The following is a 24,318-nucleotide window of genomic DNA, read 5'->3' on the forward strand; positions in this document are numbered from 1 at the left end:
GATCTCCTGATCTTTGCAGTTCCAGTGTGCCAAGCTTGCCCTGCGCATGGCCGCTCTACAAGGTGTGATGGGGCGGTTTACCTTTCCTTAAGCAAAGACCCGCGCTATTCTAAATTCCATCAGGGCCCATATTTTATAGCGTCCGCTACCGTGTTAAAGATCTAAGCGATGAAGCCAAATTTTGCACTTTCCCTGTCGTTTGAAGGCATCCGGCTTTTGCACCGCGCGGCGGGCGGATGGCGCGTGGTGGGTGCAGTGGCCCTGGACGCAGCAAACATGGCGGACGAACTGGCCGTGCTTCGACGCACCGCGTCGTCGTTGGAACCGGGTGGCGTACGTGCCAAACTTTTGGTGCCAAATGAGCAGATCAAATATCTGACAATTTCAACCCCGGACATGAACGACGCCGCGCGCCGTCAGGCAGCAAAAGACGCATTGGACGGTGCCACACCTTACGCTGTCGATGATCTGGCGTTTGATATCAGCCTTGATGGGGACCAGACCCACATCGCCGCAGTGGCGCGTGAAACACTGGATGAGGCCGAAGCATTTGCGGTTGAGCATCGGTTTCACCCGGTCAGTTTCGCCGCGATCCCCACCGATCAGCTTTATCTCGGAGAGCCGTTTTTTGGACCGACCGCTATAGCCGATGAGTTGCTTGAAGATGGCGAGACCGTAGAGCCGGATGGCATCGCGGTAGTGGTTATTGGCGATGTGAAAACAGCAAATGCGGCGGCACCTGAGAAGGGTGAACCGTCTGTACCGTCAGAGGCGATCGAGGCTGCGTCCGTGCCTGACCCTGAGGATGCTGAAAAGTCAGATCAATCAGATGTAAATGACACTTCCGCGCCGGAAGAGGACGAGCCAAAGAAGGTGAAACCAACCGAAAGGCCTGACCCTGGCCTCAAGAGCGAGGAAAAAGAAGCCGAGCCAGCGATTGCCAAACCAGCACGCCCATACGCCCCCGCCCTAGGATCTGCCACGCGCGGTGCGGCGGTGCCTTCATTTGTCCCACCAGGCGTGCAGGCTGCCCCCTCACCGACAGCGCCAAAACCTGCAAATGCGCCTGTGGCTGGATTTGCCAGCCGTCGCAGCGCGGAGATGCCGGGCATGTCAACTTTGTTACCGGGTGCGCGCCGTGAGCCGTCACTGGGCGAGCCCGTCAGCGGCAATGCGGCAGACGCTGACCGATCACCGGGCATGTCCATATCTGACCCATCCCTGCCCGTTATGGATGAGGCTATCAAACCCGACAGCTCATCGCTTGCACCGCAAATTCCCGATGCGGCCGCACCAGCCAAAGCAGGCTTTTTGAGCCGGCGAAAATCCAAAACACCGCAGCCTGTCAATGTCGCCCCTCAAAGTCAGCCTGAGCCGGGCGCGACCGTAGCCAAACCTCGGACCGAAGCCGAGCGGATGACCGTTTTCGGCGCGCGACGTGCGGATGTGGGGGGCAAACCGCGTTTCCTCGGTCTAATTTTGACCGCAGCGCTTTTGGTGATCCTTGCCGGAGTGGCGGCCTGGGCCTCGGTCTTTCGGGACGACGGCTTCAGCCTGTCGCGGCTCTTTGGCGACCGCAGCCCGCGCGCCACGGCATCCATTCCCGCCCCGCAGGAAGACACGGATGATGGGGTTGAGATCGCGTCACTTGAGCCGGGCCTGACGGGCGAAGACGCGGCCGTGCTGGACGCCCTGCGCGACCCGATTGTGCCGGTCCCAGTTCCGGAAATGACCGAAGCCGAGGTCGAGGCAAAATATGCCGCCACAGGCATATGGCCGCGCGCGCCAGAGGTCCCGCCGGAACCCGCTTCGCTGATCGACATCGAAGACCTTTATATGACCAGCATCGACCCGGTGAGCACATCAACGGATGCCGTGGCGCTGCCCGCTGCGGAAGGATATTTGACGGACGTCGTATTTGCGTCGGTTCCCTCCCCCGCAGCTGCAGGCACCCAGTTCGCCTATGATGCAAATGGGCTGTTGATCCCGACTGCCCAAGGGGCGCTGAGCCCAGACGGATTTACCGTGTTTGCGGGTCGCCCGCCTGTTGTCCCAACGGCATTTCCTGATCGGACTGTGGCCGCACCGGAAGCACAAACCATAACCGATCCTTTGGCCGAATTGCGCCCGCGTCCGCGCCCCGGCAATCTGGCCGAGACGACAGAGCGCGCACAGCTGGATGGGCTGACAAAGTCCGAATTGGCCGGATACCGCCCTCAACTGCGTCCCACATCCGTTCAGGAACAGGCCGCAGCCGCCGCGGCACCCCAAGTCGTTGACACGCAAACATTCGATACCTCCGAAGCGGTAGCAGCGGCCCTGGCTGGTGCACCAGTGCCTGCCCCAGCGATTGAAAATGCAACGAAATTTGCAGTTCAGGCATCGCTGCGCCCTGACACACGGCCACAGAATTTCGCACGCATCGTCAAACGGGCACAACGGGCGGCACCCCAACAACAACCGACGCAGGTAGCCAGTGCCACAGCCGTGGCACCAAAGGTCGTGACGCCCTCCATCCCGTCCAAGGCATCTGTCGCGCGGCAAGCCACGGTCAAGAATGCGATCAATCTGCGCAAGGTCAATTTGATAGGTGTCTACGGCAAACCATCAAGCCGCCGCGCCTTGGTACGGCTCAGCAATGGACGCTACAAAAAAGTGATTGTGGGCGACCGGATCGACGGGGGCCGCGTGTCCGCAATCGGGGACAGCGAGTTGCGCTATACCAAGAATGGACGGAACGTTGTGCTGAAAATGCCCAATGGCTGATAGGAGCAACGTCGCGTAAAACCGGAGGCACGCCCCCGGCACTACGTGGTTCGCCGCTTGATCAAGCCTTACTATCGGCCAGTTCGCCGCTGTCAATCTGTTCCTGTTCGATGCTTTCAAACAGCGCTTTGAAGTTGCCCTCACCAAACCCATCATCGCCTTTCCTTTCGATGAATTCGAAAAAGATCGGGCCAATGACGGTTTTTGAGAAGATTTGCAGCAGAATGCGGGTTTCGCCGCCATCGACTACCCCTTCACCATCAATCAGGATGCCGTGTTTTTTCATGCGGTCCAAGGGTTCAGAATGGCCTTTGACCCGGTCATGGCTCAGTTTGTAATAGGTTTCAGGGGGACCGGGCATGAATTTGACGCCCATTTCAGCAATCGCATCTGTTGCGTCATAAATATTGCGCGCGCCAACCGCGATATGCTGAATGCCTTCGCCCTTGTATTTCCTGAGGTAGGCGACGATCTGACCCTTTTCATCGCGATCCTCGTTGATCGGGATACGGATGCGACCACAGGGTGATGTCAATGCGCGGCTGGTCAGCCCGGTGAATTTCCCCTGAATGTCAAAGAAACGGATCTCGCGAAAGTTGAACAGATCGCCGTAGAACTTGAACCACACGTCCATATTGCCCTTGAACACGTTGTGCGTCAGGTGATCGAGATAGTAAAAACCGACCCCTTCGGGTTTGGACTGGGCGATCCAGTCGTATTCCCAGTTGTAGGGCGACGTGTTGTAATACTGATCCACGAAGTACAGGAGCGACCCGCCAATCCCCATGATTGCCGGCACATCCAGCACCTTGCCGTCGCCTGTGTATTCTTCCGCACCATTGGCCAGCGCGTGTGCCAGCGCTTTTTGCGCATCTACAACCCGCCACCCCATCGAAGGCGCACATGGCCCATGCTGTTCAACAAAGCGCGCGCCAAAGCTGCCCGGTTCGGCGTTCAGGACATAGGTGATGTCGCCCTGCTGCCAAAGCTCGATCTGTTTGGTCTTGTGGTTGGCCACATGGGTGTAGCCCATGCGTGCAAAGAGATCACGCAGGTCCTGTGGGGTGTCGCTTGCAAACTCCACGAACTCAAACCCATCGGTGCCAGCAGGGTTTTCTGGCGTGATCTTGGATTTCGGGGCGTCGTGCGGGAAAGGACCCATGAAAAGTCTCCATGTGATGAAAGTTTAATCAGTTCGCGCTAGAAATATCGTTGGAACCGTGCATATATCGCGCAAAGGTTGGCAGGATACTGGCATTCTCTGCTCAAATGCCGCATAATGGTGAAAAATCATGCGGGAAACACGCATCATGTTAGATGAAATCGACGCACGCCTCTTGTCATCCCTGCAAAAGGACGCCCACCTGACATCTCATGAGTTGGGCGAACGCTTGCACTTGTCGGCCTCGCAGGCCGGGCGGCGGCGTCAGCGGCTTGAAGAAAGCGGGATCATACAAGGGTATATAGCCCGGCTCGACCCGGTCAAACTGGGCCTGAATGTTCAGGGGTTTGTGCAGGTGCATCTGGGCACGCATGGCCCGGACCATTCGGCCAGTTTTGCGCGGCTTCTTGCCACAAGACAAGAGATCGTGAGCGCGTGGACGATGACCGGGGATGCGGACTATCTGTTGCGGGTCTACTGTGATGATCTTCCCAGCCTGAACCGGCTGATTCACGCGGTGTTGCTGCCGCACCCTGCCGTTTCAAAGGTGCATAGCCAGATTGTGATGGATCAACTCAAACGCGATGGGCCGCTGCCGACCTGACCGCGCTGATATCCGCAACACCCGTGACGGATTGCTCGCGTAACGATTAATTTGCTCCTTTGAAAGGACCGACATGGAAGGTTTCCTGTTTCAAGCCTCAATCTATCTCGCTGCTGCTGTGATCGCGGTGCCAATTGCCGCACGTTTGGGGCTGGGATCGGTGCTGGGGTATCTCGCAGCGGGCATCCTGATCGGTCCGGTGTTCCATCTGGTGGGGTCTGAAACCAAGGATTTGCAGCATTTCGCCGAGTTTGGCGTGGTGATGATGCTGTTCCTGATCGGGCTTGAGCTGGAACCCCGCGCGCTATGGGACATGCGACACAGGCTGCTGGGGCTGGGCGGATTGCAGGTTGTCCTTTCAACTGCGGCACTGATGGCCATTGCTATGGCATATGGACAGCCGTGGGGCGTGTCACTGGCCATTGGCCTGACGCTTTCGCTGTCTTCAACTGCGATTGTGCTGCAGACCCTTTCTGAAAAAGGGCTGATGCAAACCAGCGGCGGGCGATCGGTGTTTTCGGTACTGCTTACGCAGGATATCGCGGTCATTCCGATACTCGCGTTCCTTCCCTTGCTCGCCGTCACCCGTCCCACCGGCATGTTGCCCGACGGTTCCATCTCGCTTGATCCGGATCAGGTAGAAGCCGCCCATAAAGCAGAAGAAACGGGCCATGGATCAGAAGCAGCACATGCAGCGCTAAATCTGGTTGAAGGGTTGCCGGCATGGGGTGTCACCCTTGTCACGATTGGCGCAATTGCCTCCATCATCATCGTGGGCGTATTTTTCACGCGGCCCGTGTTTCGGTTTATTCATTCCGCCCACTTGCGCGAGATGTACACCGCCCTTGCGCTGCTGATTGTTGTCAGCATTTCATTTCTGATGATGATGGTCGGCCTCTCGCCGGCACTTGGGGCATTCCTTGCTGGCGTGGTTTTGGCCAGTTCTGAATTTCGCCATGAGCTTGAAACTGACCTTGAACCGTTCAAGGGCCTGCTTTTGGGGCTGTTTTTTATCACCGTGGGCGCAGGCATCAACTTTGAACTGTTGTTTGGAGATCCGCTTGTCATCTTGGGCATGGCGCTTTTGGTGATTATCGTCAAAGGGGTGATCCTGTTCGGCATCGGTCGTGTGTTCAAGTTGCGCGGACGGGATCAGTGGCTGTTCGCGCTGGGTCTGGCGCAGGCGGGTGAATTTGGTTTCGTGCTGGTCAGCTTTTCGGTCGCAACCGGGGTCATGCCGAACGGGGTCGCAGAGACCCTTTTGCTGGTGATTGCGCTGTCGATGTTGATCACGCCGCTGTTGTTCATCCTCTACGATGTGATCAGCAAGCGAATGGAAGAAGGCGGGACCATTACGCCGGATGAGATCGACGAAGAGGGCCCGGTAATCATCGCAGGTATTGGCCGATTTGGTCAGATCGTCAACCGTTTGGTTCAGGCGAGCGGGTTTCAGACCGTTGTGCTTGATCACAACCCTGACACCATTGCCGTGATGCGGCGTTTTGGGTTCAAGGCATTTCTCGGTGATCCCACGCGCCCCGACATCCTGCGCAAGGCGGGGATCAAGGACGCCAAGGTGTTGGTCGTCACTCTGGACGATCAAAAGGCCGCGCTGCAATTGATTGCTTATGCCCGCAAACTGCGTCCCGACATCCACATCGTTGCCCGTGCACATGACCGCACGGACGTTTATCGCCAGTATCAGGCCGGGGCCAATGACATCGTGCGCGAGATGTTTGACAGTTCATTGCGTGCAGGGCGGTATGTGCTGGAAAAGATGGGATTGTCTGAATATGAGGCCGCCGAAGCGCAGCGGATGTTCTATGCCCATGACCGCGCATCGGTCCGTGAATTGGCGGACCTCTGGCGGCCTGATGTGGCCCCCGGCGACAACAAAGCCTATGTGGAACGGGCCAAAGAACTGCAAAAGGACCTTGAAACGGCATTCCTCAATAGGATCGAAGAAGAGGAACGAAAGCAGGCCTGAAGGCGGGTGGGCGCACAGCTCACCACCACTGACAGTTTACGCGTCGCTGACACCTGCCTGAGCAAAGGTTGCCATGCCCGCGTGACATGCCAGCGCCGATTTGAGAATGCCAATGGCCAGCGCCGCCCCCGATCCCTCGCCCAGTCGCAGTCCCAGTTGCAGTAAAGGTTCCTTGCCCAGCGCTCTGAGCAATTCCACATGAGCGCTTTCGGCGCTTTGGTGTCCGGCGACGGTATGATCCAGCGCACCATCTTGGGTCTTGGCCAGACACAGGGCCGCCGCTGAGCAGATGAACCCGTCAAGGATGACAGGCATGCGCAGGTCTCGCGCACGTGCAATTGCGCCCGCCATGCCCGCCAGTTCACGACCGCCCAAGCGGCCCAGAATTTCCAATCCATCGCCTTGGCCTGCATGCCGCGCAACGCCTTCAGCGACAACTTGAGTTTTCACGCTGAGCCCTGCGTCATCGACGCCGGTGCCACGCCCGGTCCAATCCGCCGCATCCCCCCCCAGCAAAGCGCAGGCCAATGCCGCCGCAGAAGTCGTGTTGGCAATGCCCATTTCGCCAACCACCAACAGATCGGCCGACCGGTCAACCGCATTCCAGCCCGCCTGCAAGGCAAGGACCAGATCAGCCTCTGACATCGCCGGACCAATGGTGAAGTCATCTGTTGGTCTGTCCAGATCAAGGGCGACCACATCCAAGGTCGCGCCATTGGCCCGGGCAATCTGATTGATCGCCGCGCCACCATGCTGAAAATTCAACACCATCTGCGCGGTAACCTCTGCCGGAAACGCTGACACGCCGCGTGCCGCAACACCGTGGTTGCCAGCAAATACAATCACCTGAGGGGCACCGATTTCCGCCCGCTCTCCACCGCGCCAGCCGCGATACCACAACGCAAGATCCTCCAACCGGCCCAATGCGCCGGGTGGTTTGGTCAATTGAGCATTGTGATCTGCGGCGGCGGTCTGAGCGGTGGTATCAATCCCTTCTTGTGCGGCCAAAATCGCACGGAACTCAGAAAGATTGCTAAAGGCTTGCTTCATTGGATGCTCATACTTGCGGATTGCAGTTGGGTCTTGTCTAGCCTTAGCTTGGCACATGAGGAAGGTCTGAAAGGGCAATTTGATGAACGTAACCGACATGCGCAAAATACGCGCCACGATGCACCTGCGCGACTTGACCACAGCTTTCATGCTGTTGACCCGCCTGCCCTTGCCTGCGGCACCGCATGCCCCCGGTACAGGCCGCGCTGCAGCGCACGCCGCATGGGCCTATCCGCTGGTTGGTCTGAGCGTTGGACTGATCGCCGTTGCGATCGCCTGGATGATGCAGTCGCTGGGTGTCGTCAGCCCGATCACCGCGCTTTTTGTGGTTCTGTCGTCGATTGTCGTCACCGGTGCCATGCACGAGGACGGGCTGGCCGATTGTGCCGATGGGTTTTGGGGCGGCTGGGACATGGCCAAACGTCTGGGCATCATGAAAGACAGCCAAATAGGCACGTACGGCGTCATCGCTTTGGTGATGTCATTGTTGCTGCGCTGGTATGTGATCACGCAGATGATCGAAAAAGACGTGCTGATGGGTGCGGTTCTTACCGCCGCGGTCATGTCGCGGGGCGCAATGGTCTGGGTGATGTACCGCCTGCCCCATGCGCGCAAAGATGGGTTGGCCCAGCAAACCGGCAGACCAACGGGACAGACGACCATGATCGCAGTAGGGTTTGCAGCAGTGGCCGCAGTTCTTGCACCGGAAGTCTCAACGTTCTGGTTGATCGTAGTTGCGGTCCTGTCAACGCTCGGTGTTGCAACGCTCGCGCGTCGCAAGATCGGCGGACAGACCGGTGATGTGCTGGGGGCGACGCAGCAAATCGTTGAGTTGGGGATCCTCATTGCCTTTGACACAATGGTCTATGACTGGACCCCCGATTAAAACGCAAAACACCGCACCAAAGGGCGCGGTGTTCTGTTCAATTTTTATCAGCGCTTAGGCCGCGACACGGCTTTCCAGCACATCGCCAACCTGCTTGGCCGCAGCAAGCTCATCACCACCGCCAACTGCCGCCACTTCGCGGGTTAGACGCTCAAGTGCTGCTTCATAAAGCTGACGCTCAGAATAGCTTTGCTCGCGCTGATCGTCGGTCCGGTGCAGGTCGCGCACGACCTCGGCAATGGCAATCAGGTCGCCAGAATTGATCTTTTGCTCATATTCCTGCGCACGGCGTGACCACATTGCGCGCTTGACCTTGGCCTTGCCCTTTAGCGTCTTCATCGCGTGGTTGATCACATCTGGCGAACTGAGCGCGCGCATCCCGATCTCTGTCGCCTTGTGGGTGGGCACCCGCAGAGTCATCTTGTCTTTTTCAAATGAGACCACGAACAGCTCAAGCGTGATGCCTGCGACTTCCTGCTCTTCAACAGAAACGATCTGGCCCACACCATGTGCAGGATAGACAACGAATTCGTTGGGACGGAAATCAAGCTTTTTCGATTTAGACATATTAGGTCGCTCCTTTGGGGCACTGGGTCGGCCCGCCGTAAATTGGGTGCTGTTACAGGCACAAAAACCACCAACGGGCCCGGGCCAAAGCGGCCCATGTCCGGGGTGTGTGGTTATCTGGATTTATGGTTCAACCAATGCAGTCAGGTTGATGCGTTTTACGTCAGTTGGTTGATCCGATTGTTTCAGCTTCCAAGCAATATACCACAGAATCACCCGTTCCGAAAGCTGCCCCAGGGTCAGAGACCGCAAAAATCTAAAAATTCATAGGTTTAGCGGCTGTTCTTCGACCATACGTCCATGTATGGACGCGAATCATTGGCAATTATCCGCCTTCGCCCGGTGCCTCCGAGAAAAGCTCCATCTTGCCAGGCTTGCCATCCATCTCTTCGGCATTTGGCAATTGATCTTTTTTGGTGATGATCACCGGCCAAAGTTCAGAATACTTGCGGTTAAATTCGACCCATTTTTCCATGTCCGGCTCGGTATCTGGGCGGATCGCATCGGCGGGACATTCGGGTTCGCACACCCCACAGTCGATGCATTCGTCGGGATGAATGACGAGCATGTTTTCGCCTTCGTAAAAGCAATCCACCGGACATACCTCGACGCAGTCGGTGTATTTGCAGGCGATACAGGCGTCATTCACGATATAGGTCATGCGGTCATCTTTGTCTGGTCAATGTGCGGTCTAGCTAATTCAGGGGGCAGGATCATTCAAGGTGGCGCGCCTTAGAAAGATCAAGTCGCCGTCGGTCGCGCTTGGTTGGACGTCCCTTTCCCTCAAATGCGGGATTTTCGGACGGCTTGTCCTCCGGTTGGGGTTTTGGCGGGGATAAATCGGTGTAAAGCGCTTGCGCCTCAGGTGCGGGGCCGCGCCGCTGGCCCACCGCGTCGATCTGGATCACGCGAATATGATCACCGATGGCAAAGGTAAGGACATCCCCCACCGCAACGGTGCTGGCCCGTTTCGTGGTCCTTTCGCTGTTAATCCGAATGTCGCCCGCCTGAACCCGCGCGGCGGCCAGCGACCGCGTCTTGAAAAACCGCGCGTGCCACAACCATTTGTCGACGCGCAGTTTTGTCGTGTTTTCCGCCAATTACTTGTTGTCCTTCAGCCCCATCAGCGCTGCGGCAAAGGGGTTATCGGGGTCAATCGGCTTTTCGTGGCGCTTTGGTTTGGCGCTAAAGGTCTTGGCGTTATCGCCTTTATCGCCGCGTGCGGCACCCTTGCGGCCTTTTCCTTGAGGCTTGCCTTTGCCCTGCGGACGATCCCCGCCACGGCGCTGATTTTGGTTGGCACGCGGCGCGCGGCCCCATGTGAAGGTGTAGAATACCTCCATCTCTGCGCCCGCAATCTCGGCGTCAGGCGCTGTTCCTTGCGGGTTCTCGTTTTCAGCCACATCGGGAATGTTATCGTCCACTTCCGGTGTCCGGGCCGGTTCCTCAATGATGGGTGCGTTGCCTTCGTCGATGATGGCGGCCACCTCTGCTGGTGTATCGGCAGGCTCAGGGGGCTTGGGAGCATCAGTGATTGCGCCCTCGGCAGCCTCAGCCGCAACATCCATCACCGGCGTGTCCGCGGGCACATCTTTGGCGGCTTGCGGCATCACTTCGGTCACCGTCTTGACCTTGGCGCGTTCGCCTTTTTCGGCCTTATAGCCCAAACCGGTCATCAGTTCGGAAAACTGTTCCAATGTCATGCCGGTGATCGACAACATATCCGGCTTTGCCTCAAACCCGCCGCGCGAATCCTCGGCGCGCAGCATGTCTGCAAGACGTTCCAGCATGTCGATGCGGATCGCACGTGACCCGGCGTTTCGGTAGCCGGACATCGTATCGGCACCTTCGGGTGCGCCCGCATCCACGGGAATGGTCACCAAACCGGGCGGCGGCGATTCAGGAAACTCAGACAGGCCTTTGGTCAGCGACCACAGCACCAGCCGCAGACGTGTCGGGGCCGGTTTGAGCAGCAGCGGCATAAAGATCGTAAACTGACCAAAACGCACGCCATTCTTGCGCAATGCGCCACGTGCATCCTGATCAAGCGCTTTCACCTCATCCGCGACCTTAGCCCGCGGCAGCAATCCAAAATTCTCAACCAACTGAAAGGCGAAACCACGCGCCAGACCGTTCAGGGTTTCATCGTTTCTCAGGGCCAGCAGTGGTTCAAACTGGGCGACCACCTTGCGGTCAATGAAGTGCTGCAGGCGACGCTGCACCTTTTGGGCAACCTCTGGTCCCGCGACATCGTCGACAAATACCTCAACGGACGGCTTTAACGGGTCAGACCCTGCAACGAGTTTGCCAACGGCTGAGGCACCCCACATCAATCCACCCTGTTCGGTGAAATCAATCTCGGTATCCGGGGCGTTATAGAACCGGTCGGCGCGCAAGTGGAACTGCGGAGCCAACGCTTGCAGTGCGGCAGACTTGATCGTCTTTTCCTCAGCGCCGCCTGCACCTTTGTCGGCGCGGAAACGGAAACCGTCCAGCTTGCCTACAAATTCGCCTTCAACAGTTACTTCACCGGTCTCATTAACTTCGGCCACCATGGCTTCCTTCTGTCCTAGCCGGCGCAAAAGCACGGACGTGCGCCGATCTACAAATCTTTGGGTCAGACGTTCGTGCAATGCGTCTGACAAGCGGTCTTCTACGACACGACTGGCCTCGCGCCAATGGCTTTCGTCGCGAGTCCAGCCTTTGCGCTGTGCGACATAGGTCCATGTGCGGATAAACGCCAATCGTTTAGACAACGCATCAATGTCGCCATCGGTTCGATCAATTCTTTTTATTTGTCGTGCCAGCCAGTTTTCGGATATCTCGCCGCGCTGGTGCAGATCAGTGAAAATCGTCTCAAGCAGACCTGCATGTTCTGCGTGGCTGATCCCGCGAAAATCAGGAATACGGCACACATCCCAAAGCAGTCTGACAGATGGGCCGTCGGTGGCGCGGGCAAAGACCAAATCAATTTGGGCCAGTGTTTTCAGCGCCCGCAGGTCGTCTGCCTCGCGCGCGCGGATCAGGCGTTCGTTTTCGGACGGTGCCTCAAGCGTGGCAATCAGCCGTTCCACAGACCCGAATTGCAATGCGTGATTGCGCCAGTTGATTTTGTTTTGCGGGGTGAAATTGTGATCTGTGATCGCCTTTGCCACCTGATCGTCCAGGGGCCGCGCATCGCCGGTGACACCAAACGTGCCGGATTTGAAACCGCGCCCTGCCCGCCCTGCAATCTGGGCCAGTTCATTTGGAGCCAGGGGCCGCATCCGGCGGCCGTCAAACTTGCTGAGCGCCGAAAATGCCACGTGGTCCACATCAAGGTTCAGCCCCATCCCGATCGCATCTGTGGCCACCAGATAATCCACGTCGCCGTTTTGATACATCTCGACCTGCGCATTGCGGGTGCGCGGGGACAGCGCGCCCATCACAACCGCGGCCCCCCCCTTTTGGCGGCGGATAAGTTCGGCAATCGCATAGACGTTCTCGACCGAAAACCCCACGATGGCCGAGCGCGGTTTCATCCGGCTGGTCTTTTTCTGCCCAGTGTAGGTAAGCTCTGACATCCGTTCGCGGCGCATAAACTGTGCCTTAGGCACCAGCGAAGCAATGGTGCCACGCATCGTATCTGACCCCAAAAACAAGGTTTCATGCAACCCGCGTGCGCGCAGCAATCTGTCGGTGAACACATGACCCCGTTCGGGATCTGCGCAAAGCTGGATCTCGTCGATGGCCACAAGATCAGCGCCCATACCCTCTGGCATCGCCTCAACGGTGCACACCCAATATTGCGTGCGCGGCGGCACGATGCGTTCTTCGCCGGTGACCAATGCCACCACCGAAGGGCCACGCAAGGCAACAATCCTGTCATAGACTTCGCGCGCCAACAGGCGCAGCGGCAGGCCAATCACACCTGTGCGGTGGGCCAGCATGCGTTCAATCGCATAGGTGGTTTTGCCAGTGTTGGTCGGGCCTAAAACGGCCACGACCCGCGCATCATTCACCACTTACACTATCCTTGGATTTTATTACAGTTCGCGACCAATGCCGTCGCGTTTCAAACCACCCAGCGCCGATTTGGCGTTTTCATGGTTTGGATGAATGGCAAGGACCCTGCGATACAGATCAGCGGCGCGGCGCAGATCGCCAAATTCCTGCACCATGATCGCAAACCCAAAGATCGCGTTATAATTGTCAGGGTTCAGCGCCAATGTGGTTTCCAGATCGTCCAAGGCCGGACCATAAAGATTGGCCCGGAAATAGGCCTGCGCGCGCATGTGATAACCTTCGGCGAAATCCGGCGCGTGATCCGTGAGCGCGGTAAAATGATCTATCGCAAGCGCGACATCGCCCTTTTCCAGGGCGTCACGTCCGCGCTTGAGCAATAGATCCATCGCCGGTGACCCCGAGCGCGACCAGATCTTCTCGACCTCGTGCTCGACGCGGGGTGCATCAATCGCAGAAGCACTGCGCAGACGCTCAAGCAATTCCGGCGGTGCCGATTCAGCCCGTACGTTGGCCGGGGCCATGCCCAAAACAAGGCCAGACAGCAACAGAGATGATCCAATTGCCGTAAGGTGACGTTTGAGGTTGACGGTTTTGATGCGCATAACAACAGTGAATGTAACAGGCTGCCGCCGCATTTCCAGACGTGTAGCAGCCATTTTGCCAAAAAGGGCGTAAGATGAGCGATATTGTGAACGAAGCAGTTGTTGTGTTGAACGAAAAACTGGCTGGCGCGGACATTGGCGGCACCGCCAAATTTGACATCGAGGGCGAAGGAACCGTGATGATGGACGCGTCCGGTGCGCGCGCAGCAGACGAAGATGCGGACGTGACCCTGAGCGCGGATGCCGACACGTTCCAGTCTATCCTTGAAGGTCACACCAATCCAACATCCGCTTTCATGACAGGCAAGCTTAAGGTTGACGGTGACATGGGAATGGCAATGAAACTGGCTGCTGCCCTTTCCTGATGGCTTTGACGCCCGCCCCCTTCTTTACAGATGTACATCCCGGCCCTGCGGGCGGGATGGCCCACTGGGTTGACACATCTGACAACAAAAGGATCAGGGTGGGCCATTGGCCTCTTAAGGGCGCAAAGGGAACAGTGCTGCTGTTTCCCGGGCGCACGGAATATATTGAAAAATATGGGCTGGCGGCGACAGATCTGGCAGCGCGGGGGCTGGGCACCATCGCCATCGACTGGCGGGGTCAGGGTCTGGCCGACAGGCTGCTTGATGATCCTCGGATCGGACACGTAGACGCGTTTTCTGACTATCAAAAAGACGTGGCGGCGATGCTGCGTGCAGCGCGCGAGCTTGGCCTGCCCCGGCCGTTTTTCCTGCTGGCGCATTCCATGGGCGGCTGCATCGGGTTGCGGGCCGTGATGGAAGGGTTGCCGGTTCAGGCGGCGGCATTTACCGGACCGATGTGGGGCATCCGTATCGCGCCGCATCTGCGGCTGATGGCGGCTGTGTTGTCTCATACCCTGCCGCGGCTTGGTCGTGGGCATTTGATGCCGCCCGGCTCCAAGCCTGAACCCTATGTGCTGGCCGAACCGTTCGAAGACAATATGCTGACAACGGATGCAGAAATGTACGACATGATGCGCGATCAGCTTGCTGCGCACCCAGAATTGTCACTGGGCGGCCCCAGCTTTGTCTGGCTACGCGAGGCGCTGGCCGAAACCACCCATCTGGCCCAGCGTGCGGCACCCAACCTGCCTTGTGTGACATGGCTGGGCAGCAACGAACGCATCGTGGACGTGCCCCGCATACATGCCCGCATGGACAGCTGGAAAGGCGGGCGGCTGGAAATCGTCGAGGGCGGCGAACACGAAGTGCTGATGGAGACCGAGACCCTGCGCACGCCGGTCTTTGACGGCTTGGAAAAGCTCTTTTTCGGGACGGTTTCGGCCTAGTTGCCGGCCAGAGCCCCAGAGCACAGTTGCCCCCCTTAAAAAACGCTGTGCAATCCGCTTCGCCACCCTACATTAGCGTTCATGTCGCGCCCACCCGTTCTCACTTTTACTGACAAAGGCATCTATTGCCCGGCTGGTGATTTTTACATTGACCCTTGGCGGCCCGTTAATCGCGCGCTGATCACCCATGGGCATGCCGACCACGCCCGCCCCGGCATGGGATCGTATTTGGCCACACATCTGGCCCTGCCCGTGATCCGGTACCGTCTGGGCGACATCAACGCAGATGGCATCCGGTACGGCGAGAAACGCACCATTGGCAGCGCGCAGGTTTCGTTTCATCCCGCAGGTCATGTGCCGGGGTCGGCGCAGATCAGGGTTGAGGTCGCTGGTGAGGTTTGGGTCGCATCCGGTGATTACAAGGTTGTAGATGATGGGCTCTCTGACCCCTTTGAACCCGTCAAATGCCACCATTTTATTACCGAAAGCACCTTTGGCCTGCCGGTGTTTCGCTGGCCCGATCAGGCAGAGGTCGCAGCAGAGCTGAACGCATGGTGGCGCGGCTGCGCGGCAACGGGCAAAACTGCGTTTCTGGGGGCCTACTCACTGGGAAAGGCGCAAAGGTTGATGGCGCTGCTTGACCAGGATATCGGGCCGATCCTGACCCATACCGCGGTTGAGAACACAAATGCTGTGCTGCGCGGTCAGGACATTCCCTTGGCCGATACGGTGCATGTGACGCCGGACCTCAACCCCAAGGATTATCCCGGTGCCTTGGTGCTGTCGCCGCCCTCAGCGCAAGGAAGCGCATGGGCCCGGCGTTTTGGGGCGCAAGAGACCGCTTTTGCCTCAGGCTGGATGGCGCTGCGCGGGATAAGACGCAGGCGTGCGGGCGACCGAGGCTTTGTGATATCTGATCACGCCGATTGGGCAGGGTTGCTTTGGGCGATCAGCGAAACTGAGGCTGAAAATATATATGTTACACATGGTTACACTGATATCTTCATGCGATACTTGAACGAAAATGGCTGGAACGCCGAGGTTGTTCCGACCCAATTCAACAGCGACATGACAGAGACGGAGGATGGCGGATGAAGCACTTTGCCACCCTCTTTGCCGCCATCGACCAAAGCACTAAAACCACCGTCAAGGTGGCTGCTTTGGCGGAGTATTTCGCCAAAGCCGATGACATGGACCGGCTGTGGACGATTGCGCTGTTTTCCGGACGCAGACCCAAACGCGCCGTCACCACAACCCGCCTGCGTGAATGGGCCGCCGAGGCGTCGGGCATTCCGCTTTGGCTCTTTGAAGAAAGCTATGCCATCGTCGGGGATCTGGCCGAAACCATCGCGCTTGTTTTGCCGTCAAGCCCTTCTACCGAAGATCAAACATTAACACATTGGATCAATGCACTGCGCGATCTTGCTAACGTGGATGAACCCGCGCGAAAGGCCTTTGTACTGGAGGCATGGCAAAGCTTGGGCGGGGCCGAACGGTTCTTGTTTAACAAGCTGATTACCGGCGGGTTTCGCGTTGGCGTCAGTCAAAAGCTGATGACCCGTGCGCTCGCCCGTGCGACAGGCAAGCCTGAGGCCGAATTGGCACACCGGCTGATGGGCAACTGGCATCCGGATGACGTGACATGGCATGAATTGATCGAGGCTGACGACGCCAGCGCCGATGCATCGCGCCCCTATCCATTTTATCTGGCCTACGGGCTGGAAGACGGGCCAGAGGCGTTGGGTCTTCCGGCCGATTGGCGTGCCGAATGGAAATGGGATGGCATTCGCGGCCAGTTGATCCTGCGTGATAGTGAATATTTCGTCTGGTCACGGGGTGAGGAATTGATGACCGACCGCTTCCCCGAACTTGCCCGTGCTATCGACCATCTGCCCCCCGGCACGGTGTTGGACGGCGAATTGCTGGTTTGGCACCCAGAAGCGGATAAACCGTCTTCTTTCAATGCATTGCAATCCCGAATTGGTCGAAAAAATGTTCCCAAGAAGTTGCTTGTGGACGCCCCTGTGGTGCTGCACGCCTACGACCTGCTGGAATGGGAAGGCCGCGATATTCGCGACCTGCCATTTGCCGAACGCCGCGCTTTGCTTGAGGTCGCCTGCGCCGATTTGCCCCGTGACACGCCCATCAGACTGTCCCCTCAGCACAGTTTTGCGCAGTGGTCCGAGCTTGCCGATCTGCGCGACACTGCCCGCGATGCACATGCCGAGGGTCTGATGCTAAAACGGGCCGAAAGCCCCTATCTAGCGGGTCGCAAAAAGGGTGATTGGTGGAAATGGAAGTTGGATCCGCTCACCATCGACGCGGTGATGATCTATGCGCAGTCAGGCTCTGGCCGGCGGGCGAACCTTTTTACGGATTTCACCTTTGCGGTCTGGAGTGGCAACGACCTGGTGCCCTTTACCAAGGCCTATTCCGGGCTGACCGATGCTGAATTTCGACAAATCACTGCCTGGGTTCGCAAGAACACGCTTGAACGGTTTGGCCCGGTACGCAAAGTAACGCCGCATCATGTGTTTGAAATTGCCTTCGAAGGCATTCAGGCCAGCCCGCGCCACAAATCCGGCATTGCATTAAGATTCCCGCGTATGTTGCGCTGGCGGCAGGATAAACCGCTGCAAGAGGCAAATACGTTGGATGATCTGAACGAAATGCTGCGCATCTATGGATGAGTGCCGCTTGTCCCCGCCTGCACCCGCGCTTAGGTTGGGCAAAACACTGCTATGAGGTCATCGATGTTTCAACTTCCCTTCCCCGTTCGTGATGCAAATGCCAATGGTGGCGACAAATCCCTCGGCAACCTGCCGGAATGGGACCTGAGCGATCTCTACTCTGGCGAAGACGCAACCGAATTGAAGCGTGATCTTGATTGGCTGGAACAGGCCTGTGCCAGCTTTGCCAGCGACTTTGAGGGCAATTTGGCGGGTCTGGATGCCGCTGGGCTGCTCGATTGTGTGCTGCGCAACGAAAAGATCAATCAAATCGCCGGGCGCATCATGTCATTTGCCGGGCTGCGGTATTATCAGCTGACCACCGATGCGTGTCGGGCCAAGTTCATGTCTGATATGCAGGAGAAGATCACCAATTTCACCACGCCTCTGGTGTTTTTCACGTTGGAATTGAACCGCCTTGAGGATGATCATCTGGACGGCCTGTTCGATCAATGCGCAGAACTTGCCCGCTATAAACCCGTTTTTGACCGCATCCGTGCGATGAAACCCTATCAATTGTCAGATGAGTTGGAAAAATTCCTGCATGATCTGGGTGTCGTCGGCGATGCCTGGGAGCGTATGTTCGATGAAACCATCGCGGGCCTCGAATTTGAGGTGAACGGCGATCAATTGGGCATCGAGGGCACACTGAACCTCTTGACCGATCCGAAACGGGATAACCGCGAGGCTGCGGCGCGCGAATTGGCCGAGGTTTTTGGCAGCAATATCAAGACCTTTGCCCGCGTTCATAACACGCAAGCCAAGGAAAAAGAGATCCTGGATCGCTGGCGCGGCATGGAAACGGCCCAAACTGGCCGCCACCTGAGCAATCAGGTCGAGCCGGAAGTCGTCGAAGCGCTGCGCAATGCGGTGGTCAACGCCTACCCCAAGCTGAGCCATCGGTATTACGAGCTAAAGCGCAAGTGGCTGGGCCTTGATGTGATGCAGGTCTGGGACCGCAATGCGCCTCTGCCGATGGAAGACCCAACGATTGTTGACTGGGACCGCGCAGAGAAGACTGTGATGGATGCCTACACCGCGTTTGACCCGCGCATGGGGGAACTGGCCGAGCCGTTTTTCCGTAAAGGCTGGATTGATGCGGCCGTGAAACCGGGCAAGGCGCCGGGGGCCTTTGCGCATCCCACAGTCACCAATGTACACCCGTATGTTATGCTGAACTATCTGGGAAAACCCCGTGATGTCATGACCTTGGCCCACGAACTTGGCCACGGCGTGCATCAGGTGCTGGCCGCTGGGCAAGGTGAAATGTTGTCGTCGACCCCGCTGACATTGGCTGAGACGGCATCTGTATTCGGTGAAATGCTCACCTTCCGCAAGATGCTGGATGGTGCCAAATCACTGGCCGAGCGCAAGGTGATGCTGGCGGGCAAGGTTGAGGACATGATCAACACCGTCGTGCGTCAGATCGCGTTTTATGATTTCGAATGCAAACTGCACGACGCGCGCCGTGGGGGCGAGTTGACCCCCGATGACATCAACGCGCTATGGATGTCGGTGCAGGCGGAATCGCTGGGACCCGCCTTTGAATTCATGGACGGCTACGAGACCTTCTGGGCTTACATCCCGCATTTCGTGCATTCGCCGTTCTACGTCTATGCCTATGCGTTTGGCGATGGCCTCGTGAACGCGCTCTATGCGGTTTACGCAGAAGGCGAGCCGGGTTTCGAGGACAAATATTTCGAGATGCTCAAGGCGGGTGGTTCAAAGCACCACAAGGAATTGCTGGCACCGTTTGGGCTGGATGCCAGCGATCCGGCGTTCTGGGACAAGGGATTAAGCATGATTTCAGGTTTCATTGATGAATTGGAAGCGATGGAGGAATAAGCGGGCAGTGCCTGCTATGCGGGTAATTTATCGCAACTTTTGCAAGCTTTTGTTCCGGTCGGTTCCTGAGCACTTCATCAGTTGATTGCAAATAGCCATTTTTTTAGGAGGTCACTGGCCTCGCACAGAAAAATCAGCTGTTTCTGGGTTCAAAATAGAGCAGGTAGTTTCATCACCATCCCATTGCTCTTCAACGTTTATTAAGATCACTGGTTTGGTCGCTTTCCTGTCGCAAATATTGATGAACAGGGTTGCCCCCGCAACTACGTTTCCAACTTCTAGGTGAGAATAGTCTGCCAGATACAATGATCCATCCGGGCTGTTAATTTTCCCTATATGATTAAGCTTTGTTGAGCGTCCACTTCCGAAGTTATGTCGAGATAATACGTCAAAAACCAACGCTTTTGGAAAACCGTAGTATTTGTATCGCTTGCGGTACTCTTGCAGAATTGCATGCTCTAAATCACTTGGTCGTTTCATAGTTTGTTCCCAAACTTCACTGCCATGTAAGATGAGAGGCTAGTCTGCATTGGAACCAGACATCGCCCGCTCACTTCAACTGACTGTCCTTGCTACCCCGCCGATTAACCCCGCTTCTCACCTGAAACTTCCCATCGCGTTCACGCACGCAATCGATACACAGCTTCACCCCCGGCAATGCCTCGCGCCTGGCCTCAGGGATTGGCTCTTCGCATTCTGCGCAATGGGTCAGGCTGTCGCCCACCGGTGCCCGGCGCGCCTTCATCCGCGCCAGCTCATCGCTGATTGATGCCTCTATCTGCTCGGATACGGCACCATCTTTTGCCCAGCCACCTGCCATAATGCCCCTCCAACGGAAAAACCCTGCCCAATGTTGGGCAGGGTTCGGTTTTCGTCAAGTCACAATGGGATCAGGCGTTTGCCATCAGCCCTTTTTCTTTTGCCAGTTCCCGCATCCTGTTCTGCAGTTTTTCAAATGCGCGCACCTCGATCTGGCGGATCCTCTCGCGGCTGACGTTATATTGGCCGCTCAGGTCTTCCAAAGTGATCGTCTCATCCGACAAACGACGCTGAGTGAGAACGTCTTTTTCGCGCTCATTCAGCACATCCAGTGCTTCGGCCAGCATCTCGCGGCGCGTTTCCAATTCATCACGCGCCTCGTAATCGCCTGCCTGATCGGCATCTTCGTCCTCAAGCCAATCCTGCCACTGCATCGTGCCTTCGCCTTCAGAGCCGACAGTGGCATTCAGCGACGCGTCCCCACCCGACATCCGCCGGTTCATGGAAATCACTTCATCCTCAGTCACGCCCAGTTGGGTCGCGATGGTGGTCACGTTTTCAGGTCGCAGGTCGCCTTCTTCCAGCGCACCGATCTTGTTTTTGGCTTTGCGCAGATTGAAAAAGAGTTTTTTCTGCCCCGACGTGGTACCCATTTTCACCAACGACCACGACCGCAGGATGAACTCCTGAATGGATGCTCTGATCCACCACATCGCATAGGTCGAAAGACGAAATCCCTTTTCAGGGTCAAACCGCTTCACCGCTTGCATCAGTCCGACGTTGGCTTCTGAAATCACTTCGGCCTGCGGCAAACCATAACCACGATAGCCCATGGCGATCTTGGCCGCCAAACGCAGGTGCGATGTGACCAAACGATGCGCCGCCTGGGTGTCTTCCTTTTCAACCCATGCTTTCGCCAGCATGTATTCTTCTTCCGGCTCCAAAAGCGGGAATTTGCGGATTTCCTGCATATAGCGGTTCAGACCGCCTTCCGGCGTTGGTGCCGGCAAATTTGCATAATTTCCCATTTTGTCCCTTTCCCCAATGTTAGGGGCCCATGTTTATGGGCTTAACATCAATATGGTCGGCGCTCACATCGGTTTCAAGTGCTAAACCGTTTAGTTCAGATTAATAATGACACAACCTGTGTTAATGAAAAGTAACTCTACCGTGCAGTCACGCGCATGTGCTTTTCATGACAGGCTGAAATCCATGCCTGTCAGGCCGCAAATCGCAGCAAATCCAACAATTTGGCCATATCCTGCGGCAGGGGGGCTTCAAACCGCACATTTTCGCCTGTGACCGGATGCTCAAACCCCAGAACCGCGGCATGTAACGCCTGCCTTGAAAAGGTTCTGACGGCTTCTGCAGCGATGTAGGGCAGCGCTGCTTTGGGCAGTTTGCGTTTGCCACCATAGGTCGGATCACCGACCAATCCATGCCCGGCATGTGCCATATGCACCCTGATCTGGTGGGTACGCCCGGTTTCCAGCCAACATTCCATCAGCGCCAGTACGGGCGGCGTGCCAAACCGTTCCACCGTGCGGGCACGGGTCACCGCATGTCGCCCTCCATTGAACAGAACAGCCTGGCGTTGCCGGTCAGTCTTGTGCCGGGCCAGTTGTGTTGTCAGTTTCAGAATGTTGCCCGGTTCAAAAGACGCGCCCTTGATCCCCCGCAACCGTGGATCATTTGCGTCAGGAACCCCATAGACAACGGCCTGATAATACCGTTCCACGGTATGCTTCTCGAATTGCCCGGCCAACCCATGATGGGCCGCATCTGATTTAGCAACGACAAGCAACCCACTGGTTTCCTTGTCAATCCGGTGCACAATGCCAGGGCGTTTCATACCCCCGACACCAGACAGGTCATCTCCGCAATGCGCCAAAAGCGCGTTTACCAAAGTCCCTGACGGCGTGCCCGGTGCCGGATGAACGACCATGCCCGCAGATTTGTTGATCACCACCAGATCAGCGTCCTCAAACACCACCTCAAGCGGGATATCTTCGGGCAGAATATGACTGTCTTGCGCCTCTTCGATATCAATATCGACCTGATCGCCCACAGCCACCCGCGCGCGGGGATCACGCATGACTTGCCCTGCCACCATCACTGCACCGTTTTCGATCAGCCGCCCCAACCGCGTGCGCGACAGGTTCGCATCCTCTGGCACATCACGCGCCAGCGCCTTATCAAGGCGGGGCGGGGGTGTGTCCGCGATGATGAATGTGATACGGCGGTGCGACATGGTTGACCCAACAGATGTGAAAGAGCCCGCAAACCTGCGGTTTTTGCGGCGGATGGTGACGGTACTGACCGCCGTGATGATTTGCGGCGTTCTAGTGGTTACTGCCCTGCTTGTCACGCGCCTCTCAGGTAAGGGGCCTGATTTACCTCAAACGGTCAACCTGCCGGACGGCACAACAGCCTCCGCATTCACCCAAGGCGACACCTGGTACGCCATCGTCACCACCGACAATCAAATCCTGATCTATGACCGCCTCAGTGGCAAACTTCGCCAGACCCTGACAATTGACTGACCCCAGCTTCTTTTCGCCCGAAATACTCATCCACAACAGATGCGGCAAACCCTGAATACAATTTGGAATAAGGGAGGGTGGTACCGCCTCCCCGGCTTGAACGGGGGACCCCTGGTTCCACAAACCAGTGCTCTAACCAACTGAGCTAAGGCGGCATTGGTCAGGGATTTAGCGCCCGTGCACACAGATTGCAAGACCCTAAGACCCGCTTTGGTTTGCCTGTTGAGCCACCCCGATGCGGTTCATCACAGCGTGATTGTCCATGTTTGTTCGACATTTTGCTGGCCAAAGGACACAACCGGCTTTTCCCCCACCAGCGTCCAGCCCGTTTTGGCATAGAGCGCGCCCGCAGCACGGTGGGATTCGTGGGTCCAAAGTTGCATGTTGCTGTATCCACAGTCGCGTGCAAACCCCATGCAGGTCGCCAGCATGCGCTTGCCAAGGCCCTGCCCGCGCGCCTCGGGCGTCAACAGGAACAGACGTAGCTTGGCGGTCCGTTCATCCAATCTGACACAGAAAATACTGCCCAACCGCTGGCCCGACTGCCAAGCGATCCACCCGGCCTCGCAGGACGCATCGTGATCCGCCAGAAACGCATCGACGATCTGGGTGACAAGAACCCCGAATGTCGCATCGAATCCTTCGGCAGCGGCATAATGCACCTTGTGCTGCTCAATCAGCCAGTCCCGGTCTTCGGCGTCGAATCTGCGTATCTCAATCGGATCCATAGGTGCATCATGACGCCAAGCACGCTTGCCTTTCAAGTCTTGCCGCGCTAGCGATATCCCCCATCACTCTGGAGACCCGCCATGGGCATCAACACCGAACGCGACATCGAAGCAAACCTGCAAATCGGCCCCACCGATGCGGGCATGGTCCGCCTTTTCATCGAAGGGAATGGCGTGGAAATTCCAATGGATTTCACGCCTGAAGAGGCCCTTGAGATCGCAGAAGAAATCATGGCAGCGGCGCACCGCGTTGGTGGCCCTAAGGGCAAGCGCTAAGCTGCCCTACCCCCAGTCAGGTAGAACGCCTGGATCGCGCAGCAGATGCAATCGCCGGGCCGCGTGAAATGCAAATTTCTGCACCATGACTTTGCGGCGTGCCGGGGCAAGCTTGGTCTCTGGCCCCATACGGATAATCTCAGCGCCATAAGCATCGCCGATGATCAATCCGGTCTCTTCGGGCAGCATATCGGTCGGAAAACTCTCATCCACCGCCCAAAAGAACCGGTCCGCCCATTCCAGATAGCCCTGCCATTTGCTGTCTGAGGCAAAGTCAGCGCGCGAGGACTTGCATTCCACCACCCAAATCTCGCCTTTTGGGCCCAGCGCCATCACATCGACCCGCAGCCCGCGTGTTGGCACCAATTCTTCGACACTCACAAACCCATAGCTCGACAAATGCCGCGCAACCCCACGCGCCAAAAGCTGTCCGGGTAGCATGTTCGCTTGAAGGGTCTGACCGTCGGTGTGTGACATGACTAAATTTACGAACATTT

Annotated in this window: 24 protein-coding genes and 1 tRNA gene; 11 read left to right on the forward strand and 14 right to left on the reverse strand. The window is 57.2% G+C overall.

What is annotated here, in order from left to right; translation table 11 throughout:
- Positions 1 to 168: 168 nt before the first annotated feature.
- A complete protein-coding gene (locus ACEWL3_RS14370) occupies positions 169 to 2,766 on the forward strand; it encodes a hypothetical protein (protein WP_386183708.1) in 2,598 nt (865 codons plus the stop codon).
- A 61-nt stretch (positions 2,767 to 2,827) separates the two neighbouring features.
- Here the strand turns inward: ACEWL3_RS14370 and hppD are convergent, their stop codons facing one another.
- The gene (hppD, locus tag ACEWL3_RS14375) at positions 2,828 to 3,928 is read right to left on the reverse strand and encodes a 4-hydroxyphenylpyruvate dioxygenase (protein ID WP_386183706.1); all 1,101 of its coding nucleotides are present in this window, start codon (positions 3,926 to 3,928) and stop codon (positions 2,828 to 2,830) included.
- Positions 3,929 to 4,076: 148 nt separating this feature from the next.
- On the opposite strand from hppD, the gene ACEWL3_RS14380 reads away from it, so the two are divergent.
- Both ACEWL3_RS14380 and ACEWL3_RS14385 read left to right on the forward strand, forming a co-directional pair.
- Positions 4,077 to 4,532, forward strand: coding sequence for an Lrp/AsnC family transcriptional regulator (locus ACEWL3_RS14380; protein WP_386183828.1), 456 nt, complete (start codon positions 4,077 to 4,079; stop codon positions 4,530 to 4,532).
- A 73-nt stretch (positions 4,533 to 4,605) separates the two neighbouring features.
- Positions 4,606 to 6,519, forward strand: coding sequence for a cation:proton antiporter domain-containing protein (locus tag ACEWL3_RS14385; protein ID WP_386183704.1), 1,914 nt, complete (start codon positions 4,606 to 4,608; stop codon positions 6,517 to 6,519).
- Between the two features lie 36 nt (positions 6,520 to 6,555).
- On the opposite strand, the gene cobT is transcribed toward ACEWL3_RS14385, so the two are convergent.
- Positions 6,556 to 7,569 carry a nicotinate-nucleotide--dimethylbenzimidazole phosphoribosyltransferase gene (cobT, locus tag ACEWL3_RS14390; protein ID WP_386183701.1) on the reverse strand — a complete coding sequence of 338 codons (1,014 nt, stop codon included), beginning with the start codon at positions 7,567 to 7,569 and terminating at the stop codon, positions 6,556 to 6,558.
- An 82-nt stretch (positions 7,570 to 7,651) separates the two neighbouring features.
- Between cobT and cobS the strand changes: the two genes are divergently transcribed.
- Positions 7,652 to 8,455, forward strand: coding sequence for an adenosylcobinamide-GDP ribazoletransferase (gene cobS / locus ACEWL3_RS14395; RefSeq protein ID WP_386183698.1), 804 nt, complete (start codon positions 7,652 to 7,654; stop codon positions 8,453 to 8,455).
- Positions 8,456 to 8,509: 54 nt separating this feature from the next.
- Here the strand turns inward: cobS and ACEWL3_RS14400 are convergent, their stop codons facing one another.
- The 5 genes from ACEWL3_RS14400 to ACEWL3_RS14420 all read right to left on the reverse strand — a co-directional run bounded on the left by ACEWL3_RS14400 (position 8,510) and on the right by ACEWL3_RS14420 (position 13,683).
- Positions 8,510 to 9,022, reverse strand: a complete 513-nt coding sequence (locus tag ACEWL3_RS14400; protein WP_114877961.1) for a CarD family transcriptional regulator — start codon at positions 9,020 to 9,022, stop codon at positions 8,510 to 8,512.
- Between the two features lie 325 nt (positions 9,023 to 9,347).
- Positions 9,348 to 9,683, reverse strand: coding sequence for a ferredoxin FdxA (gene fdxA, locus ACEWL3_RS14405; RefSeq protein WP_114877960.1), 336 nt, complete (start codon positions 9,681 to 9,683; stop codon positions 9,348 to 9,350).
- Between the two features lie 52 nt (positions 9,684 to 9,735).
- Positions 9,736 to 10,122: an RNA-binding S4 domain-containing protein gene (locus tag ACEWL3_RS14410; RefSeq protein ID WP_386183693.1), complete on the reverse strand. Its 387-nt coding sequence runs from the start codon at positions 10,120 to 10,122 to the stop codon at positions 9,736 to 9,738.
- The gene (locus tag ACEWL3_RS14415; RefSeq protein ID WP_386183690.1) at positions 10,123 to 13,026 is read right to left on the reverse strand and encodes a helicase-related protein; all 2,904 of its coding nucleotides are present in this window, start codon (positions 13,024 to 13,026) and stop codon (positions 10,123 to 10,125) included.
- Between the two features lie 21 nt (positions 13,027 to 13,047).
- Positions 13,048 to 13,683: a tetratricopeptide repeat protein gene (locus tag ACEWL3_RS14420; RefSeq protein WP_386183688.1), complete on the reverse strand. Its 636-nt coding sequence runs from the start codon at positions 13,681 to 13,683 to the stop codon at positions 13,048 to 13,050.
- Positions 13,684 to 13,703: 20 nt separating this feature from the next.
- On the opposite strand from ACEWL3_RS14420, the gene ACEWL3_RS14425 reads away from it, so the two are divergent.
- From ACEWL3_RS14425 to ACEWL3_RS14445, 5 genes are all read left to right on the forward strand, one after another.
- Positions 13,704 to 13,994, forward strand: a complete 291-nt coding sequence (locus ACEWL3_RS14425; protein ID WP_386183685.1) for an SCP2 sterol-binding domain-containing protein — start codon at positions 13,704 to 13,706, stop codon at positions 13,992 to 13,994.
- Complete coding sequence (locus ACEWL3_RS14430; RefSeq protein ID WP_386183683.1) at positions 13,994 to 14,941, forward strand: alpha/beta fold hydrolase; 948 nt, start codon at positions 13,994 to 13,996, stop codon at positions 14,939 to 14,941. Before ACEWL3_RS14425 ends, ACEWL3_RS14430 begins: the two co-directional genes overlap by 1 nt.
- Positions 14,942 to 15,022: 81 nt before the next feature.
- Positions 15,023 to 16,036: a ligase-associated DNA damage response exonuclease gene (locus ACEWL3_RS14435; protein ID WP_386183681.1), complete on the forward strand. Its 1,014-nt coding sequence runs from the start codon at positions 15,023 to 15,025 to the stop codon at positions 16,034 to 16,036.
- A complete protein-coding gene (locus ACEWL3_RS14440) occupies positions 16,033 to 17,631 on the forward strand; it encodes an ATP-dependent DNA ligase (RefSeq protein ID WP_386183679.1) in 1,599 nt (532 codons plus the stop codon). The genes ACEWL3_RS14435 and ACEWL3_RS14440 overlap by 4 nt, the downstream gene beginning before the upstream one ends.
- Positions 17,632 to 17,694: 63 nt before the next feature.
- A complete protein-coding gene (locus ACEWL3_RS14445; protein ID WP_386183677.1) occupies positions 17,695 to 19,515 on the forward strand; it encodes a M3 family oligoendopeptidase in 1,821 nt (606 codons plus the stop codon).
- Positions 19,516 to 19,626: 111 nt separating this feature from the next.
- Here ACEWL3_RS14445 and ACEWL3_RS14450 read toward each other — a convergent pair whose 3' ends face one another.
- The 4 genes from ACEWL3_RS14450 to ACEWL3_RS14465 all read right to left on the reverse strand — a co-directional run bounded on the left by ACEWL3_RS14450 (position 19,627) and on the right by ACEWL3_RS14465 (position 22,525).
- Complete coding sequence (locus ACEWL3_RS14450; protein ID WP_386183675.1) at positions 19,627 to 19,995, reverse strand: hypothetical protein; 369 nt, start codon at positions 19,993 to 19,995, stop codon at positions 19,627 to 19,629.
- A 70-nt stretch (positions 19,996 to 20,065) separates the two neighbouring features.
- Complete coding sequence (locus tag ACEWL3_RS14455) at positions 20,066 to 20,335, reverse strand: DksA/TraR family C4-type zinc finger protein (RefSeq protein WP_386183673.1); 270 nt, start codon at positions 20,333 to 20,335, stop codon at positions 20,066 to 20,068.
- Between the two features lie 70 nt (positions 20,336 to 20,405).
- On the reverse strand, positions 20,406 to 21,302 hold the full coding sequence (gene rpoH / locus ACEWL3_RS14460; protein WP_386183670.1) for an RNA polymerase sigma factor RpoH: 897 nt from the start codon (positions 21,300 to 21,302) through the stop codon (positions 20,406 to 20,408).
- Between the two features lie 191 nt (positions 21,303 to 21,493).
- Positions 21,494 to 22,525, reverse strand: coding sequence for an RluA family pseudouridine synthase (locus ACEWL3_RS14465; RefSeq protein ID WP_386183668.1), 1,032 nt, complete (start codon positions 22,523 to 22,525; stop codon positions 21,494 to 21,496).
- Between ACEWL3_RS14465 and ACEWL3_RS14470 the strand changes: the two genes are divergently transcribed.
- Positions 22,524 to 22,817, forward strand: coding sequence for a DUF6476 family protein (locus ACEWL3_RS14470; RefSeq protein ID WP_386183667.1), 294 nt, complete (start codon positions 22,524 to 22,526; stop codon positions 22,815 to 22,817). The genes ACEWL3_RS14465 and ACEWL3_RS14470 overlap by 2 nt on opposite strands.
- 78 nt (positions 22,818 to 22,895) lie before the next feature.
- On the opposite strand, the gene ACEWL3_RS14475 is transcribed toward ACEWL3_RS14470, so the two are convergent.
- Positions 22,896 to 22,972 (reverse strand) — tRNA-His (locus ACEWL3_RS14475).
- Between the two features lie 90 nt (positions 22,973 to 23,062).
- Positions 23,063 to 23,545 (reverse strand): GNAT family N-acetyltransferase, encoded by a 483-nt coding sequence (locus ACEWL3_RS14480; RefSeq protein ID WP_386183664.1) that lies wholly within the window; start codon positions 23,543 to 23,545, stop codon positions 23,063 to 23,065.
- Positions 23,546 to 23,626: 81 nt separating this feature from the next.
- On the opposite strand from ACEWL3_RS14480, the gene ACEWL3_RS14485 reads away from it, so the two are divergent.
- On the forward strand, positions 23,627 to 23,821 hold the full coding sequence (locus tag ACEWL3_RS14485) for a DUF6324 family protein (protein ID WP_386183661.1): 195 nt from the start codon (positions 23,627 to 23,629) through the stop codon (positions 23,819 to 23,821).
- A gap of 6 nt (positions 23,822 to 23,827) precedes the next feature.
- On the opposite strand, the gene ACEWL3_RS14490 is transcribed toward ACEWL3_RS14485, so the two are convergent.
- Entirely contained in the window at positions 23,828 to 24,298 is a 471-nt protein-coding gene (locus ACEWL3_RS14490; protein ID WP_386183826.1) for an MmcB family DNA repair protein, read from the reverse strand.
- Positions 24,299 to 24,318 lie beyond the last annotated feature (20 nt).

The sequence above is a fragment of the Sulfitobacter sediminivivens genome, assembly GCF_042611115.2.
Classification (GTDB): Bacteria; Pseudomonadota; Alphaproteobacteria; order Rhodobacterales; family Rhodobacteraceae; genus Sulfitobacter; species Sulfitobacter sediminivivens.

What these genes read in the sequence shown, in the direction of transcription:
- ACEWL3_RS14435 (WP_386183681.1), top strand. Translation starts at nt 15,023, where the DNA reads ATGTCGCGCCCACCCGTTCTCACTTTTACTGACAAAGGCATCTATTGC.
- rpoH (WP_386183670.1), bottom strand. Translation starts at nt 21,302, where the DNA reads ATGGGAAATTATGCAAATTTGCCGGCACCAACGCCGGAAGGCGGTCTG.
- ACEWL3_RS14420 (WP_386183688.1), bottom strand. Translation starts at nt 13,683, where the DNA reads ATGGCTGCTACACGTCTGGAAATGCGGCGGCAGCCTGTTACATTCACT.
- ACEWL3_RS14425 (WP_386183685.1), top strand. Translation starts at nt 13,704, where the DNA reads ATGAGCGATATTGTGAACGAAGCAGTTGTTGTGTTGAACGAAAAACTG.
- ACEWL3_RS14445 (WP_386183677.1), top strand. Translation starts at nt 17,695, where the DNA reads ATGTTTCAACTTCCCTTCCCCGTTCGTGATGCAAATGCCAATGGTGGC.
- hppD (WP_386183706.1), bottom strand. Translation starts at nt 3,928, where the DNA reads ATGGGTCCTTTCCCGCACGACGCCCCGAAATCCAAGATCACGCCAGAA.
- ACEWL3_RS14455 (WP_386183673.1), bottom strand. Translation starts at nt 20,335, where the DNA reads ATGGCAGGTGGCTGGGCAAAAGATGGTGCCGTATCCGAGCAGATAGAG.
- ACEWL3_RS14440 (WP_386183679.1), top strand. Translation starts at nt 16,033, where the DNA reads ATGAAGCACTTTGCCACCCTCTTTGCCGCCATCGACCAAAGCACTAAA.
- ACEWL3_RS14430 (WP_386183683.1), top strand. Translation starts at nt 13,994, where the DNA reads ATGGCTTTGACGCCCGCCCCCTTCTTTACAGATGTACATCCCGGCCCT.
- ACEWL3_RS14465 (WP_386183668.1), bottom strand. Translation starts at nt 22,525, where the DNA reads ATGTCGCACCGCCGTATCACATTCATCATCGCGGACACACCCCCGCCC.
- ACEWL3_RS14385 (WP_386183704.1), top strand. Translation starts at nt 4,606, where the DNA reads ATGGAAGGTTTCCTGTTTCAAGCCTCAATCTATCTCGCTGCTGCTGTG.
- ACEWL3_RS14380 (WP_386183828.1), top strand. Translation starts at nt 4,077, where the DNA reads ATGTTAGATGAAATCGACGCACGCCTCTTGTCATCCCTGCAAAAGGAC.
- ACEWL3_RS14485 (WP_386183661.1), top strand. Translation starts at nt 23,627, where the DNA reads ATGGGCATCAACACCGAACGCGACATCGAAGCAAACCTGCAAATCGGC.
- fdxA (WP_114877960.1), bottom strand. Translation starts at nt 9,683, where the DNA reads ATGACCTATATCGTGAATGACGCCTGTATCGCCTGCAAATACACCGAC.
- cobS (WP_386183698.1), top strand. Translation starts at nt 7,652, where the DNA reads ATGAACGTAACCGACATGCGCAAAATACGCGCCACGATGCACCTGCGC.
- ACEWL3_RS14400 (WP_114877961.1), bottom strand. Translation starts at nt 9,022, where the DNA reads ATGTCTAAATCGAAAAAGCTTGATTTCCGTCCCAACGAATTCGTTGTC.
- ACEWL3_RS14450 (WP_386183675.1), bottom strand. Translation starts at nt 19,995, where the DNA reads ATGAAACGACCAAGTGATTTAGAGCATGCAATTCTGCAAGAGTACCGC.
- ACEWL3_RS14470 (WP_386183667.1), top strand. Translation starts at nt 22,524, where the DNA reads ATGGTTGACCCAACAGATGTGAAAGAGCCCGCAAACCTGCGGTTTTTG.
- ACEWL3_RS14480 (WP_386183664.1), bottom strand. Translation starts at nt 23,545, where the DNA reads ATGGATCCGATTGAGATACGCAGATTCGACGCCGAAGACCGGGACTGG.
- cobT (WP_386183701.1), bottom strand. Translation starts at nt 7,569, where the DNA reads ATGAAGCAAGCCTTTAGCAATCTTTCTGAGTTCCGTGCGATTTTGGCC.
- ACEWL3_RS14370 (WP_386183708.1), top strand. Translation starts at nt 169, where the DNA reads ATGAAGCCAAATTTTGCACTTTCCCTGTCGTTTGAAGGCATCCGGCTT.
- ACEWL3_RS14490 (WP_386183826.1), bottom strand. Translation starts at nt 24,298, where the DNA reads ATGTCACACACCGACGGTCAGACCCTTCAAGCGAACATGCTACCCGGA.